General features: G+C 52.3%; 16 protein-coding genes. 4 read left to right on the forward strand and 12 right to left on the reverse strand.

Annotated elements, in window-relative coordinates:
* Window positions 1-302 precede the first annotated feature (302 nt).
* The 4 genes from EPA93_RS27055 to EPA93_RS27070 all read right to left on the reverse strand — a co-directional run bounded on the left by EPA93_RS27055 (window position 303) and on the right by EPA93_RS27070 (window position 3,295).
* Complete coding sequence (locus EPA93_RS27055) at window positions 303-890, reverse strand: dihydrofolate reductase family protein (RefSeq protein WP_129890497.1); 588 nt, start codon at window positions 888-890, stop codon at window positions 303-305.
* Between the two features lie 37 nt (window positions 891-927).
* Window positions 928-1,422 carry an SRPBCC domain-containing protein gene (locus EPA93_RS27060; protein WP_129894666.1) on the reverse strand — a complete coding sequence of 165 codons (495 nt, stop codon included), beginning with the start codon at window positions 1,420-1,422 and terminating at the stop codon, window positions 928-930.
* A gap of 5 nt (window positions 1,423-1,427) precedes the next feature.
* Entirely contained in the window at window positions 1,428-1,814 is a 387-nt protein-coding gene (locus EPA93_RS27065) for an ArsR/SmtB family transcription factor (RefSeq protein ID WP_207229219.1), read from the reverse strand.
* A 212-nt stretch (window positions 1,815-2,026) separates the two neighbouring features.
* A complete protein-coding gene (locus EPA93_RS27070) occupies window positions 2,027-3,295 on the reverse strand; it encodes a multidrug effflux MFS transporter (RefSeq protein ID WP_207229220.1) in 1,269 nt (422 codons plus the stop codon).
* A 113-nt stretch (window positions 3,296-3,408) separates the two neighbouring features.
* Here EPA93_RS27070 and EPA93_RS27075 point away from each other — a divergent pair, with 113 nt between their 5' ends.
* Entirely contained in the window at window positions 3,409-4,302 is an 894-nt protein-coding gene (locus EPA93_RS27075; protein WP_129890498.1) for a LysR family transcriptional regulator, read from the forward strand.
* A 115-nt stretch (window positions 4,303-4,417) separates the two neighbouring features.
* Here EPA93_RS27075 and EPA93_RS27080 read toward each other — a convergent pair whose 3' ends face one another.
* Window positions 4,418-4,840, reverse strand: a complete 423-nt coding sequence (locus EPA93_RS27080; protein ID WP_129890499.1) for a hypothetical protein — start codon at window positions 4,838-4,840, stop codon at window positions 4,418-4,420.
* A 485-nt stretch (window positions 4,841-5,325) separates the two neighbouring features.
* Between EPA93_RS27080 and EPA93_RS27085 the strand changes: the two genes are divergently transcribed.
* On the forward strand, window positions 5,326-6,282 hold the full coding sequence (locus EPA93_RS27085; RefSeq protein WP_165423419.1) for a TIGR03621 family F420-dependent LLM class oxidoreductase: 957 nt from the start codon (window positions 5,326-5,328) through the stop codon (window positions 6,280-6,282).
* Window positions 6,283-6,484: 202 nt separating this feature from the next.
* Here the strand turns inward: EPA93_RS27085 and EPA93_RS27090 are convergent, their stop codons facing one another.
* Window positions 6,485-7,366, reverse strand: coding sequence for an alpha/beta hydrolase (locus EPA93_RS27090; protein ID WP_129890501.1), 882 nt, complete (start codon window positions 7,364-7,366; stop codon window positions 6,485-6,487).
* Window positions 7,367-7,533: 167 nt separating this feature from the next.
* Here EPA93_RS27090 and EPA93_RS27095 point away from each other — a divergent pair, with 167 nt between their 5' ends.
* A complete protein-coding gene (locus EPA93_RS27095) occupies window positions 7,534-8,439 on the forward strand; it encodes a LysR family transcriptional regulator (protein ID WP_129890502.1) in 906 nt (301 codons plus the stop codon).
* Window positions 8,440-8,595: 156 nt separating this feature from the next.
* Here the strand turns inward: EPA93_RS27095 and EPA93_RS27100 are convergent, their stop codons facing one another.
* The 5 genes from EPA93_RS27100 to EPA93_RS27120 all read right to left on the reverse strand — a co-directional run bounded on the left by EPA93_RS27100 (window position 8,596) and on the right by EPA93_RS27120 (window position 12,320).
* Complete coding sequence (locus tag EPA93_RS27100) at window positions 8,596-9,042, reverse strand: hypothetical protein (RefSeq protein ID WP_129890503.1); 447 nt, start codon at window positions 9,040-9,042, stop codon at window positions 8,596-8,598.
* A 92-nt stretch (window positions 9,043-9,134) separates the two neighbouring features.
* Window positions 9,135-9,674, reverse strand: a complete 540-nt coding sequence (locus EPA93_RS27105) for a hypothetical protein (RefSeq protein WP_129890504.1) — start codon at window positions 9,672-9,674, stop codon at window positions 9,135-9,137.
* Between the two features lie 533 nt (window positions 9,675-10,207).
* Entirely contained in the window at window positions 10,208-10,807 is a 600-nt protein-coding gene (locus EPA93_RS27110; protein ID WP_129890505.1) for a hypothetical protein, read from the reverse strand.
* A 23-nt stretch (window positions 10,808-10,830) separates the two neighbouring features.
* Entirely contained in the window at window positions 10,831-11,283 is a 453-nt protein-coding gene (locus EPA93_RS27115; RefSeq protein WP_129890506.1) for a hypothetical protein, read from the reverse strand.
* Window positions 11,284-11,399: 116 nt separating this feature from the next.
* Window positions 11,400-12,320, reverse strand: a complete 921-nt coding sequence (locus tag EPA93_RS27120; protein WP_129890507.1) for a hypothetical protein — start codon at window positions 12,318-12,320, stop codon at window positions 11,400-11,402.
* Between the two features lie 493 nt (window positions 12,321-12,813).
* Between EPA93_RS27120 and EPA93_RS27125 the strand changes: the two genes are divergently transcribed.
* Window positions 12,814-13,881, forward strand: a complete 1,068-nt coding sequence (locus EPA93_RS27125) for a nitrilase-related carbon-nitrogen hydrolase (RefSeq protein ID WP_129890508.1) — start codon at window positions 12,814-12,816, stop codon at window positions 13,879-13,881.
* A gap of 123 nt (window positions 13,882-14,004) precedes the next feature.
* Here the strand turns inward: EPA93_RS27125 and msrA are convergent, their stop codons facing one another.
* On the reverse strand, window positions 14,005-14,547 hold the full coding sequence (gene msrA, locus EPA93_RS27130; RefSeq protein ID WP_129890509.1) for a peptide-methionine (S)-S-oxide reductase MsrA: 543 nt from the start codon (window positions 14,545-14,547) through the stop codon (window positions 14,005-14,007).
* Window positions 14,548-14,596: the final 49 nt, after the last annotated feature.

A 14,596-nucleotide genomic window follows, 5' to 3' on the forward strand; every position in this document is an offset into this window, starting at 1 on the left:
GGAGTTTGCAGCTCGCGTCGGGTGCGCGGTTTGAACCGGAGAACGCCCTTACCAGGAGAGAGCGCTAGCGATGGGGCTTATCCTTCGATCAATCTTCTTTACAATGAAGAAGGCCATTTAGCTATTTCGAGAAAAGTATACCCGATGGGAAGAAGTTTTTCCAGGCACCCGCGTCAATTTTTACCCTTCAGCTCATATGTGCATTGAGGGATGGAATGAAACACTTCGCAGCCCGGGAAAACCGCTCCCCATGCAGAGAATCAGGAGCAACGATTGCTAATAATGGAAAGCCGTGATGGGGGTCAGGCGTTTCTCAGAGGTTGGTAGGTCAGAACCATAACCCCATTGCTGAAGATCTTAGTCCCCGTAAGTTTGAGGGTCTTCATCTTCTCGGTTCCGTCTCGAAAGACATGCTTTCCGTTGCCCACGATGACAGGAGCAACGATGAACTGGTACTCATCCACAAGGTCTTGTTGAATGAGGGAATGGACCAGATCGCAACTACCACCCACGATGATGTTCCGATCTCCTCCTTGCTTGAGTCGGGCTATCGCCTGCGCAAGATCGCCCTCAAGCAGCCTGCTATTATTCCAGGGCGTCTCCGTGAGGGTCTTTGAAACCACATACTTGGGCATCTCATTCATACGAGCAGACATGCCCTCGATGAGACCTTCATCCGTCATCGTTGGCCAACTAGTTGAAAACATGTGATAGGTCAGGCGTCCCAGAAGAAGGCCATCAGCGGTCAGGTATTCCACAAGTTGATGTTTCAACAGTTCATCGTTGATGAATGGAATCAGCCAGCCGCCATGCTTGATTTCATCTGGCTCGCCTGGAGCCTGCATTACGCCGTCGAGAGTCACGAATGGGGCGACAACAATTTTTCTCACGGAATTCTCCTTTTCTTGAGAGCCGATAAAGTAGTTTCTACTTGCCATGCAGGCGGGTCAGATATGCTTCGAGGCGATCCCAACCCTCCTTGAAGCCCTGAATGGCACCCATGGCCAGGACTGTCTGCAGGACTGCGGCCGAGGCATAGCGAATACAGATGGTAAGCTTTGTCTTGCCCTGGTGCTCAGCGAACGTCACGGTGATGAGCCGCTCTGGCAGTTCATCAACCACATTGCCTTGCGCATCGGCAAAGATCTCAGTGAAGACTATCAGTTCTGGCTTGACGATTTCACGATAGACAGCTTTGACCCATGTCTCCTCCTGACCAGTAGCAGAGCGCAGGCAGAAATGCCAGACTCCACCAGGGCGAAAGTCGATGGTACAGACAGGAAGTGTCCAGTCCTTTGGTCCCCACCACTGGGCCAGGTGCTCAGACGTGGTAAAGACGGCGAAGGCCACCTCTCGCGGTGCGGCAAGTAGGCGCGTAAAGATCAGTTCCTGCTCTGTTTGCTCCACAGTATCAGTATTCATTTCTTTCACAATGTTTCTCCATTTGGCTCGGCTTGAGCGTGGTCCTGTGCCTGTAATTTCTGTAAGTAGTCGTCAAGACTGTCAAGGCTGTCATCCCAGAGCCGGTGGTAGTACTCAACCCAATCGGAGACAGCTTTGAGCGCCTGCGGTTCAAGTCGGCATGGACGCCACTGTGCTTTCCGTGCGCGCGTGATCAGCCTGGCACGTTCAAGCACTTTGATGTGCTTTGAAATCGCGGGCAAGCTCATCTGGAAAGGTGCCGCAAGCTCATTGACAGTCGCCTCCCCCTGGCTGAGTCGGGCCAGGATAGCGCGACGCGTGGGATCGGCAAGGGCCGCAAAAGTTGCACTCAGCGGATCAGGTACCTGGGTGGATGGTGTCGGTGCTGCCAATTCGTTCCCTCCATTCGCCAGCAGCGTTGCTCTCTCATTGATCTTGAAGAGATTTCGCAAATGTATTAAACCATCAAGTTAATTAACCTGGTGGTAGAATACAACGAAATAGAACATTTGTCAAGCCCGGCAAATAGACTACCGTGAAAGTTGATGGTACAGAGCAGCACTGACCTCCCTGCTTCGGCACACGAGCGGCTGATAGGGGTAATCTAGTTGCCCTTTCCAGAGCGGCTGAGCACCACTACCGTTAGCAGGGTGGCAAGGCCAGAGCCAGCGATAGTCGCCGCCATAGGCAGAGCGCTCTTACTACCGGCCAGGCCAATCAGCGGCGCCACAACTACCGCAAGGCCAATCTGCAAGACACCCAGCAGGGCTGAGGCGCTTCCGGCTGCCCTGGCCTTACTCAGGGCGAGCGCCGTCGCATTCGGCGTGATGAGGCCCACGCTAGTGACGATGAGGAAACACGACGGCAGCACGCCGATAAGACCAACTCCCGTGATGACAGCAGCAATCAAGGCAATGCTTCCAAGGGCAATAGCGCTGGCTCCCCAGATTAGCAGTTCCTGTGCTGATATCCGCGTCAGGAGCCTGGCATTGAGCTGAGCCGTGATCGGGATGCCCAGGGCTATAACCCCGAAGACAAGGCTGGTACTTTGGGGCGAAAGGCCATAGATGTTCTCAAAGATGAAAGGAGAACTGGCAATGTAGACGAAAATAGCTGTGAAGGTGAAGCCAAGCGAGAGCGCGCAACCAACGAAGCGGCCATTGAAGAGCAGAAAGCGGAATTCCGCCAGCGAGGCGGAGAAGCCGCCGTCCTGGCGCCGGGCTGGCGGCAGCGTCTCGCTGAGTCCAAAGGCGACCACAAGCACGAGCGCGATACCAAAGAGGGCGAGCGAGACAAAGACTCCTCGCCAGGAGGTAAAGCTGAGCAACAGGCCGCCGAGTACGGGGGCAACGATCGGCGCCAGGAAGTTCACCATCATCAGCAGAGAGACGCAACGAGCCAGGGCACGCCCGGCATAGAGATCACGTGCAATGGCAAGCGCAATCACGATTCCAGCCGATGCAGCGAACCCTTGCGCAAACCGTAGCACGATGAGGAGACCAATCGAATGAGCAATGAGACACAGCAGAGATAGAACCACATAACAGCTCATACCGATGAGCAGAGGTCCGCGTCTACCACGCGCATCGCTGAGCGGGCCTATCAACAACGGGCCCAGGGCCATACCCAGGAGGGTAGCCGTCAAGGTAATTTGTGTCTGGGACATCGTTGCACCCAGTTCGTGGCTAAGCACGGGCAGAGCTGGCAAATACATATCGGTAGACAGCGGACCAATCGCCATCATTGCTCCCAGGAGCACCACATGGCCCACCTGGATACGGCTTGCAACCTCCTTGCTTGCCAGGATGTGCGGCTCTGGTATCTGCGCGGCAGCATTCCGAATCTTTTGCCGCCCCGATTCATTCTTGTTCATATATTCTCCATTTGTTTTTTCTGTCTTAGCAATTTCTGACTTGTCAGGAGTATACCCGATCTGCTAGAATGAGCGCAAATCATACTTCTCATAGCTCCATGAAAGATTTTTATATGAATTTCTCCCAACTGCAGAGCGTGGTAGCATTGGCCGAAACTGGCAGTTTTACTGAAGCAGCCTATGCGATTGATCTAACGCAATCGGCGGTGAGTTATGCTATCGCGGCGCTCGAACGAGAACTAGGCATAACCATTTTCGAGCGCAATCGCAAAGGAGGCGTCGTACTTACCGGCGTTGGTAAGAAAATCATGCCGCATGTGCGTGCTTTGCTGGCCCAGGCAGAAGCCATCGAACAAGAGGCCAGGGCAGCGCGAGGCGAGGCTGCAGGGAAAGTTCGCGTGGGCAACATTGAATCGCTGGTGGCGCCAGAGCTGTTCGCCAGCCTCTTAACCCATTTCCAGCGCCAGCATCCCGAGATCGAAGTAGTGCTTTTTAATGGTTCGATGCACGAAGTGGGTGAGTGGGTCGAGAGCAGCATCATTGATGTTGGCTTCATGCTTATGCCAGCCAATGGCCTTGATGGGCAACTTCTGCTGACAGACGAATTGTATGCGCTCGTCTCGCCCGAGCATCGCCTGGGGAAGCGCAAGGCCGTGACGCAAAGCGACCTGCGTGAAGAGAGCTTTATTCTTGAAAAGACTCATTGTATGCGTCTCTTTATGCAACTTGCAGGTTTTGGGCCGATGAGGATTCGCTATCAGGCCAGCGATAGCGCAACCATTCTGGCCATGGTACGCGAAGGGCTTGGGGTCTCGCTCACACCACGTATGGTATTGCCGAAAAAGCTCGAAGGCGTTGTAGCGCTTCCTTTTGATCCTCCCCAACACATCAAGATTGGACTCGTCACGCGATCTCAGGAGTTAGCTCCAAGAGGTGCCAGGTTGTTCATCCAGACGGCAAGGACCTGGATGCAGGAGCAGGCAGCCGCGCTTGCACTTCAGCCTTGAGAGGCGTGCAAGCCAATCCGTGCGTCCCGGGCAAGAACGAAATTTGCCCGAGACAAGCAACGCTACCCTTGTCGTCTGTCAGCTTTAGCAGAGCGCTGACGGAAATCCTTACCGATTACATCTCTTCCCGGCCTCCGCTATTGGATAGTGTGCCTTCGACCTGGTAGGTCAGGGGCGCCCCGTTTTGCAGACACGTTAAACTAGCGAGCAGCGCATTTCTGACGACTCTCTGGATTTCCTCATGGTTTCCGGGCCAGTGTGCCGTCAGGTATCTTCCTGGAAGGAGCACTGTGGCAATGGTGGTACCCTCACCAGGTCTGCGCCGTCTATTCAGTTGCACTTGAAGATTCACGCTCCCATCATTCAAGCCGCCCTGATTGTCTATTCTCACGGCCTCGCAGGTGAGAAGCGTTCCGGGTCCTCGACAGATCAGGTCGTATGTCAGCCCCCCTATGAGATACTTTGTTGATGCGATATCGTTGGCGTTGACGTTGCCAGCGTTCCTCATAAGTCCTACAGAACTAGCAGTAAGAGCCATTTCGTGTGTCCTCCTTGATGTTTTACGTCTGCGTCTTCTTTCCTCTTGCAGAACAGGTGTCTCTTGCTTTTGGGTGAGCAGGCTAGCGCAGAGTGCAGGAACCCCGCTGCTGCCTGTTGCTTGTTGCCGGTCCAGGAAGAGGAAACGACCACCAGACCGGTGTTGCTCGCAATCGCCACATATTGACGCTTCTTCCCTTTTCTAGCAAGCTACTCTTTTTACTTCCTGTAATGAGTAACGAGTGCCATTCCACTTTTGGGGCAGTCTTCCTGTATTATCTTCAGCATACTTCTTTGTGGTAGGCAATAAACCACAAGACTATCCCGTGATCATACCCTTGCTTGCCAAGATACATCAGGAAGCAGATAGCACCAACGAAGGTCACAGAGAATATGACAGCAAGAAACAGATAGTTTCATATCCTTCTGTAGGCTATCATGTAGAGCATGATGTTACATCAAACGAAAGTCAAAAGGAGAAAATTTATGCAACGGCCTTTTCGCTTTGGCGTGCTCTGTGAAGAAATGGGAGATCGCGAGGCCTGGTTCGCGAAGGCACGACGTGCGGAGGAACTCGGATATGCAACACTCTTGCTGCGCGACCATTTTGTGCCCGGAACGTTTGGCGATCAGTTTGCGCCTATTTCCGCTTTAATGGCGGCAGCGATGGTGACAAGCAAATTGCGTATTGGCAGCATGGTGTTTGATAACGACTACCGTCACCCGGTAGTACTGGGCAAGGAAGTCGCCACGCTAGATGCGCTCTCTGGCGGGCGCTTTGAATTTGGGTTAGGAGCAGGCTGGATGGGGAGTGAATATGAGCAAGCGGGGCTCTCGTTCGATCCGCCAGGTACGCGCATTGATCGGTTAGAGGAGGCTTTGCAAACCTTCAAAGGATTGTTTGCAGGCACGTCGTTCACGCTTGCAGGCAAGCATTATAGGATCACAGGCATTCAAAACTTTCCGGCGCCGGTTCAACAACCACATCCCCCTCTCCTGATCGGCGCTGGTGGGCGGCGCATGCTTGCCATAGCTGCGCGCGAAGCAGATATTGTCGGCATCATGGCCGGTCCTCTGAACGCCGGGCTTCCTACATCTGATGATCCTGCCGCATACTCGGCACAGCGTTTCGATCAGAAGATCGCATGGCTACGCGAGGCGGCGGGAGAGCGCTTCACACAGCTTGAGCTGAGTGTCCTGACGACGCCCGTGTTTACCAACAATCGCCGTCAGGGAGCCGAACAGATTGCGCAAAAACGCGGCTGGAGCGGTATCGCCATTGAGGAGATATTGGAGATGCCTACCATCTTTGTAGGCACAGTGGAACAGATTGCCGAGCAGATGCTTGAGCGCCGGGAGAGGTTCGGCGTCTCCTACTATATGACCTTCGATCATAGAATGGAGGCATTTGCACCTCTGGTAGACCAGCTCTCCGGTAGATAGCTTTTTCCTTTGGTTCCAGGCCCTTGAGTAGGAGTAGACCGGAATACTCAAGGGTCAGAAAGTGGTAAAACGAAGGATGATCCCTTCAAGAAAGCCTTATCCTACCGATGCGTATGGCGAAGGGTGGGCCTTTGTCGCTGCCTGCTTGATCTTATTGTCCAAAGATGCTAAGCAGCGTACCCCGGCCTCACACTTGCCAAACTCAGGGCAAAAGATTCTTTACGAGAAAGCTTGTCTGATCGGCTACGGCTTGCTCAAAGATCGGGCCGACGTAAAAGTCGTAGTGATCGCAATCGTAGTGCCGAACTTCTCCATATGGAGCCGCCTGCGCGGTCTTGAGCGCCGCAAGAGGCGAGTCCCACGAATCGTGGTCGCCCACACAGAGAAGCAAGGGACACTGCACGCGAGGCGCATACGTTATGGGCCGATAGAATGGAAGCTGCAAAAGCGCCCGCGCGCTGATGCGATTGGCCCAGGGAACGCTTTCAGGCACCAGAAGTTGATAGTTTTTGGCAAAACTTGACGAGGCAAAGAGCGCGCGCTCGCCGGGCTGGCCCATAATCTTCATCAGCTCTGGCGGCTGCTTCAACCAGCCCTTACCCCAATCCTTGATAGCCATTCCTAGTAGCGGCAATGTCTCTAAAGGTTTGGCCGCCGCGAGATTGGTCAGGCCATCGGTAAAGGGATTGGTAGAGACCACTGCGGCCAGGCCAGCTGTGCGCGCTGCTGTAACTATGACATGTCCCCCAGATAGTGAGGTTCCCCAGAGCGCAATGCGCCGAGCATCGAGCTTATCATGAGCGCGCGCATAAGCAATGGCTGCCGCCCAATCCGCCAGCAGGCCAGAAATCTCCACAAGCCCCGGCACGCCTTCGCTAGCCCCAAAACCACGATAATCGAAGACCAGGGCCGCCAATCCAGCCTCCACAAAATGCGTCGCATAGGCATCCAGGCGCATTTCACGCGTCGCGCCAAGGCCATGGGCTAATATAACACACGGAAAAGGAGCCGAGCCGGCTGGCAGATACAGCCAGGCGCCACAACGCTCTCCCTGCGAAACAAATGTGATATCGATCCGCTGCATAAGTATCTCCTCTACTTCCTAATGGCAGGAACTAAACTCCTCCCACTTGTCGAGATACACGATACAGGATATACTAGCACCTGTCCAACATTTATTTCTGTTTGATTAACACTCATAACATACATAATCAAAGCCGCACCTTTGCTATGAAAAAAGGAGAGCCTTAAATGGAGTTGCGCCACCTGCGCTATTTTGTCGCCGTCGCCGAAGAGCTACACTTTGCACGAGCAGCCGAGCACCTGCATATGGCCCAACAACCTCTCAGTTTTCAAATCAAGCAACTTGAAGAAGAACTGGGAGTGGCGCTTTTTCGGCGCAGCACACGCCGGGTCGAACTGACAGCAGCCGGGTGCGCCTTGCTAAATGAGGTCTATGCCGCATTTGCCCACCTGCGCCAGGGCATCGAAACGGCCCGGCGCGCGGACCGCGGGGAAGTGGGTTCGTTAGTACTTGGCTACGTGAGTATTGCCCTCTACAATCTTTTGCCCGCAGCTGTGCGTCTCTTTCGTGAGCGCTTTCCCGATGTCCACGTGACGCTGCGCGAGATGTGTTCACCAGAACTCGAAGAGCACATTTCAGAGGGCAGCGTTGATGTGGGACTGGCGATCCGTGGGCTGCATTTTCCCGAACTGACCTATGAGACGCTCCTGCACGAGCAAGCCATAGTCGCCCTGCCAAAAAATCATCAGCTCGCCAGGCTGGAGCAGATTCCTTTGCGCGCTCTGGCCACAGAACCATTTGTAATGTATGAGCGCACACAACGCTCGTTGATCTACGATCAAATCATTACGCTATGCCGGGCGGCCGGCTTCAGTCCCAACATCGTTCAGGAAGCTACATCCGAGCAAGCAGTTATCGGCCTTGTAGCAGCCGGCGTAGGTATTGCCCTGGTTTCGGACTGCCTGAGTGGATTGCGCATGGATGAAGTGAGCTATCGGCCCCTCATTGAGCCCGCCACCCCTGTCGAGTATGCGGTGGTCTGCAAACGCGATAATCCCTCGCCCTGCATCCAAGCCTTCCTGAACGTAGTCCGCGAGATTGCCCAGCCCGCCGATCTTAGTTTACAGCAATGACCGGCTTCAGTTTCGCGGCTCTCTGCCTATGATGTGTAGCTCTCAGGCGCAGCCGCGAAGAGAGCATGTGCCAATGCAGCAGGCATCTCCAGGATAAGCTAAGCGTTTCCCAGAAAGGCAGCCACGCCGAAGGAGCACAGAGCTATAGCAAGATCCCTACACGTTTTGCTGCTTTAGCTTTTGCTTGAGGATGAGGGCAAGGATAAGCGGCATTCCTCCGATAACCAGATAGGCAATAAACCACAAGATTAACCCGTGCTCATACGCCTGCTTGTCGAGATACATCAGGAAACAGATAGCGCTAATGAAGGTAAGGATGTAAGTCAGGCCGAGCCCGCACAAAAGGCCAAGCCCCATCCGAAACTTTGTCTTTGCAGCAATGTGGGGAAGCATAAGCCCATAGGCTTCTATGAGATAGAGCAGGCTGGCTAGCCCGATCACGGGAATGCTGAGTAGACCTATATCTGCGACTGGCGAATGCCCAAAAAGACCTACACCAAGGAAAAAAGCTATGGCCAGAATACCAAGCGCCAAAGGTATTAGCCCGATCAAGATTCCTTTCTGGAAAAGCGCGGTAGAGCTCGCTTGTATATCAGTATCCATCAGGGTCTCCTTTTTTATTTGGCTGAACTTACTATAACCAAGAAGGAGGCTGAATTAATGGTGCATTTGTCCTATTCAAAAGGTCTTCCTAATCATCCCTGGCAATTTTCGTTTTTGCCTGCGGCAAAGCACGCACAGGAATAGCAGGACCTTATCTGCTTCTTTTGCCTCCGCTTGAGGATAAGCGCAAGGATAAGCGGTACCCCTCCTACCACCACAAGATAGACTACAAACCACCAGCGTATCTGTTGAACAGCCTGCGCAACGCCAAGCATCACCAGGAAGCAGATAGCGCCAATAAAGGATAGGAGAAAGGCCGGGCAGAGGCCGAGCAAAAGGCCTGCCCCCATCGAATACCTTGTCTTTGAGAGAATGGAGGGAAGCATGAGCCCGTAGGCTTCTACCACATAGAACAGGCAAGCTAGCTCTGCTATAGGAAAACTGAGCAAACTCATTTCGGATAGCGGCCAGGGAAAAAGAAAACCCAGACCAATGTAAATGGCAATGGCCACGAGATCGAGCTCAAAGGGTACTAGCCCAATCAATATTCCTCTTCGGAAGAGCTTAGGCGACATTGCTTGTATCTTATCAGCTATTATTTTATCTTCGTCTATTATATTATCCTTATCCATGCTATGGGTCTCCTCTTTATATGCTGAGCTTACCATCATAAAAAGGATGCTGAATTAAAGATGCAGCGACCCTGTTTAAAATATCTTCCTATTAAAGACGAGGCAATAATAGGTATTCCGTGTCTTGATTTAGTATGCACGTGAAATCAGCAAGCAAGCTTTATCAAGAGCAGTGGCTTATCTTATTTACGTTTGCCGCTAATTCTGTGCAACGCTCAGTGGACAAATTGCGTATTTGTCCAAGACAACGTACCCCTTTTGCACCACATATTTCCTGGCGGGGTCCTGCTTAGCAAACAGGCCGAAATAGCTCAATATGTACGAGAAGGCCGGCAGAAGCGATCCATGCTCTTGCTTCGTGGCCATTTCCAAAATACGTTCTACTAAACAATACGCGGAGGAAATACAACAGGAAGCCTCTCCAGGAGAAATCCAGCTCTCTCCGGAGAGGCTCCCAACTGAACAGGAGGGTCCGTCAGTCGTATATAGTTTCTAGCCCGAAATAGCTATTTCAAGCGTAGCGAGTTATCTCATTACTTAGGGATATCCCGCTTATCAAGATCGACATGCACGTTTATAGTTCGTCCATGCCAGGTTGAGATAAAATTCGCCTGCCAGAAGCGCTTAGCCAGGGTATCCCCCTGGTTTCCCTTGCCCTGAATGGCCTTGTTCTCGGGAGGGAAAGTATGGACATTGGTAATCGCGGCAGGGAACTGGCCATTATTCACTGCGGTTTGCCACTGAGCTCGCGCCGTAGCAATATCTGCAGCACGCTGGTCTCCCGCCGCCGAGACATTCGCCTCCAATCCAACATAGCCGGAAGCAGCTGCCGCAAGGATTGCCTGGGCCAGGCCGCCCGCCGGGAACACCGCAGCCATAGCATTCAGGTCTGCCGTGGCCTGCAGCTGCCGAGCCTGCTTCTTTTGCGCTGAGCGTTCCTGAGACAGATAGTCGCCGATAAACTTGACGGCATCCTTGACTCCCTGCGTCTTATCCCTGGCCACATTAATAGCTGTTTCCTGCTCTGCAGGGGTCAAAAGCGCATACTCTTCCTGCTCTTCAAGGACTTCTTTAGCTTCAGCTTCGCTTGTAGCGTATTTGATACCTTTACTTTCTCTGCCTTTATTACTCATGTTGTCTACGTATCTCCTGATCCTTATTCAACTTTAGTCCAATCGCCGCTAAGACTCTTCGAACCCACGTTGCTTTCGGAGGCCCAGACAGTGGCCTCGGGAAAATCCTTTTTGACAGTTTTAGCGAAATTTTGATAGAAGAAATAGCTCTCTTCTTTCGTTGGGGATGCGGTCTTGCAGGCCACAATATACACGCTTGTCTTTTTTGACCAACTAATGCTCGCCCCGGAGAACTCGCTCTTGTAAGTTGACCAATCCTTTGACTTACTCAGAGCAGTTGCCGAGCCATGCCCGACAATCACCAGGATGCTCTGTGTTGCCCCGCCATCTCCCGCTTTATGGGGCTCCGAGCCAGGCACGGTGAGCACATAGTTTCCAGCTGGCGCCGGAATCACTCCCGAGCCGCCGCCGACAATAACGTTAATCGCCGCCATGACTACTTTATCGTCTGGGGTCGTAGTAATAATGTCGTACATTCGATACTCCTTTTTCTTCTTAAGCCTACCAGTAGATCACTAATTTGTTACCCTACAAGCTACCAGGCCTACAATTGACGACCCTACAGGGACAGCGGCCTCCTCAACCAGAGGAGCTACCCAAGCCGGGGAAGTTTCCAGGGGGACCAGAGGGTAAAGCCGAACCAGGCCAGGGCCAGGTAAAGCAAAACACCAAGGAATGGACCAAGGAAGGCAATATGCAGAAGAAATTGACCACCAAGGTTGAGCAGGGCCGCAACTATCAAGAGGAAAAGGGCCGAGCGGGGCCGCACGCCGGCCAGCAAAAAAGCTATGCCAACGAGCAGACAGCCAGGGGCAAGAGGCGCTCCCGATAGAAAAATTACTCCCAGCGCACCAAGCGTGCTAATAGGGGGCAAGCCAATCCTGGCCAGCACGTCATCGACGCTCAAGGAAGGAACATTTTGCGAAGGTACGACGGGCGCGGAACTCGTCGGGCAAGGATTGTTTCCGCCAAAGGGATTGGCGATCTTATTACAAATGTCGGAGCCAGTATTCACTATTGTGGAGGTAGTGCCATTGACGCCGTTCTGGACCGTATTATAACCGCTCTGCAGGACAGAGCCGAGGTTGGGAAACTGGGCAAACAGCCGCGCGATCCAGGGCAGGATAAATAAATCTACAGCAAGAGCCCCCGCCATCAGGACCAGAGCTCCCAATAAGAAGATGATGATGCCATACTGTCCGATCATACCTATGCGTAGAATATACTGAGTAGCTAGCGCTAATATCCCAACGATAAGTATAAATGCACCGATGACAACCAGCCAGACGCCCAGGCTCCAGGCAGTTCCCAACGGATCTGGCCGCACCGTGACGAGCAACCAGCCAATCAATGCACCAAGGCCACCGGCACAAATGATAAGGCCAGTTCCCCGCTGCAAAACCCGCGAGATTTTAGCGAGAAATGTCTCTATAGCCTCAAATACATTTTTCAGCCTACGAATACTGCTTGCAAAAGCTCCCTCCATGGTTCCAGCGCTTAAGGCATCTTTCACGATTGCTCTCCTTCGGGCAGCCTGCTCGTATGAAGTTTGTAAATAGACGCTTTACTTCTTCTCTTGCTTGCTTTTGCTATATACAACATTCTGTGTATTTTTCAATCAAACAAGCAATAAAAATTAATTATATCCTACATTTTACAATTCGCAACTAAATTATCAAGCTAGCAGTAAAAGTAATTTAATGTAATCTTTCAAATTTAGTGCAGCTATTCATAGAAACGTATCGATTGTCTATTTTTGTGGGTTGAATTTGCCGAAATCTTGCCAGGGAATTTGCAGTTCGCCAAAAGATCTCCTGTATAGATTCCCTTGTCGATCTCCGCAGGCTGCTTCCCGTGCAGATTAAAAGCTTTTTGGAGGTAAGAGGCAGCGAAAAAAGCAAGTGAAGGCGAGCAGGAAGCCTTGACCGAAGGTAATAGCCTGGACTATCTTGTAACTATCAGGATAGCGTTTCTGATGTAATAGAATGCGATAGAAGGAACAACACATGGTTAAGCCTTACACCGCAGTCGGCCTCATACCCACAGTAAGGGGCATTCGTACACGCGCCGACATCCAGCGCAATCTTGACCATCTCTCCCACCTGGTCAAAGCTGCCTCCTGGCTCTCAAGCCTGGATCTCCCGGTCCGGCTGATAGCCTTCCCCGAAGGCGCGCTTCAGGGTTTTAACGACGAAGTGCTCGATCTTGATCACGTCGAGTTTGCCCGCGAGTGCGCCATTGATATTCCTGGTCCCGAGACCGAAGCCCTTGGCAAGATTGCTCGCCAATACAAGGCCTTTATCATGGCCCAGGCCAAGGCCCATCACCCTGAAATCAAGGACCGCTACTTCAACGTTGGCTTTATCCTCAACCCGGAAGGTGAGGTAATTCTCCAGCATTATAAAGTATCGCCCCTCTTCCCCGTCGAGCACTCAGTCTGCCCGCACGACATCTACGACTGGTGGATTGAGCGCTACGGCAAGAACCTTGATGCCTTCTGGCCTGTCGTCGATACTGAGATTGGGCGCCTGGGCATTATGATGGCCAATGAAGGATCGTATCCCGAGAATGCGCGAGCCCTGGCCCTCAACGGCGCCGAAGTAGTCTATCGCGCCTCGTATCCACACCCTGCCACTGGCAATGAGATATTCGAGATCCAGAGCCGAGCCCGCGCCCTTGACAATAATATGTATGTAGTTGCCCCCAATATGGGAACCTATTACCTTTTGCCCGAGGATGATACCGCCATCGACACCTTTGGTGGGCATTCTTACATCATCAACTATAAAGGACAGATCGTCGGCAGTCAGGAGTACGGAGGTTGCTCAACCTATGTAGGCGGCGTGATCGATATAGAAGCTATGCGCGATCATCGGGCCCGCGCACAATGGGATAACTGGCTCAAAGATCTGCGCACCGAGCTCTACCAGATGCTCTATGAGCAGCCAATCTATCCTAAGAATCTCTATCTTAAGCGCGAACCTATGAAACACGCCGAGTACCGCGAGAAAGTTTTGCAGAAGCAGATAGATCTGCTGCATGAGCGCGGCGTGTGGCGCAAGCCTGAGCACTAAGTACGCAAAAACCGGGAAGAGATTCTCCTGTTCTCAGGACAAGTAATCCCTTCCCGGCCCTAAAACCTCTTAAGAAGCCACGCAGAGCTCAGCCATACCAGGCAACCAACCCTCTACCCGGCATTAACTCTGTTGCAAATCTCGACTATATTCCTTCAATAACTTCTGCACCTTGGGCTCAATCACAAACATACAATAGGGCTGTGCGCGATTGCGGTCGTAGTAATCTCGATGATAATCCTCAGCCGGATAGAAGTTAATAAAGGGCGAAATCTCAGTCACGATAGGATCTCTATAGATGCCTGATTTCTCAATATCTTTCTTTACAGCCAGCGCAACTTGTTTTTGCTCATCATTACGATAATAAACTGCTGAACGGTACTGTGTCCCTACATCATTGCCCTGCCTATTAAGCGTTGTTGGATCATGCAAATGCCAGAAAATCTCTAGCAACTTATCATAAGAAATGATCGAGGGGTCATATATGATCTGAACTGCTTCCGCGGCTCCTGTCCTCCCGCTACACACATCCTTGTATGAAGGATCGGGAACCTTGGATGAGGCATAGCCCGGTATAACGGCATTCACACCTTTGAGGCGCTGGAAAATTGCTTCTGTACACCAGAAGCAGCCTCCGGCCAGAGTAGCGGTATCCAACTGAGACATATTTTCCTCTCTTTCTGACTTCCCGTTCTTTCTGTCCACTGTACCACGA

The sequence above is a fragment of the Ktedonosporobacter rubrisoli genome, assembly GCF_004208415.1.
GTDB classification, from domain to species: Bacteria; Chloroflexota; Ktedonobacteria; order Ktedonobacterales; family Ktedonobacteraceae; genus Ktedonosporobacter; species Ktedonosporobacter rubrisoli.

Coding starts and splice junctions, on each gene's coding strand:
- EPA93_RS27080 (WP_129890499.1), bottom strand. CDS start 4,840: ATGGCTCTTACTGCTAGTTCTGTAGGACTTATGAGGAACGCTGGCAAC.
- EPA93_RS27075 (WP_129890498.1), top strand. CDS start 3,409: ATGAATTTCTCCCAACTGCAGAGCGTGGTAGCATTGGCCGAAACTGGC.
- EPA93_RS27090 (WP_129890501.1), bottom strand. CDS start 7,366: ATGCAGCGGATCGATATCACATTTGTTTCGCAGGGAGAGCGTTGTGGC.
- EPA93_RS27060 (WP_129894666.1), bottom strand. CDS start 1,422: ATGAATACTGATACTGTGGAGCAAACAGAGCAGGAACTGATCTTTACG.
- EPA93_RS27085 (WP_165423419.1), top strand. CDS start 5,326: ATGCAACGGCCTTTTCGCTTTGGCGTGCTCTGTGAAGAAATGGGAGAT.
- msrA (WP_129890509.1), bottom strand. CDS start 14,547: ATGTCTCAGTTGGATACCGCTACTCTGGCCGGAGGCTGCTTCTGGTGT.
- EPA93_RS27125 (WP_129890508.1), top strand. CDS start 12,814: ATGGTTAAGCCTTACACCGCAGTCGGCCTCATACCCACAGTAAGGGGC.
- EPA93_RS27115 (WP_129890506.1), bottom strand. CDS start 11,283: ATGTACGACATTATTACTACGACCCCAGACGATAAAGTAGTCATGGCG.
- EPA93_RS27070 (WP_207229220.1), bottom strand. CDS start 3,295: ATGAACAAGAATGAATCGGGGCGGCAAAAGATTCGGAATGCTGCCGCG.
- EPA93_RS27100 (WP_129890503.1), bottom strand. CDS start 9,042: ATGGATACTGATATACAAGCGAGCTCTACCGCGCTTTTCCAGAAAGGA.
- EPA93_RS27105 (WP_129890504.1), bottom strand. CDS start 9,674: ATGGATAAGGATAATATAATAGACGAAGATAAAATAATAGCTGATAAG.
- EPA93_RS27110 (WP_129890505.1), bottom strand. CDS start 10,807: ATGAGTAATAAAGGCAGAGAAAGTAAAGGTATCAAATACGCTACAAGC.
- EPA93_RS27095 (WP_129890502.1), top strand. CDS start 7,534: ATGGAGTTGCGCCACCTGCGCTATTTTGTCGCCGTCGCCGAAGAGCTA.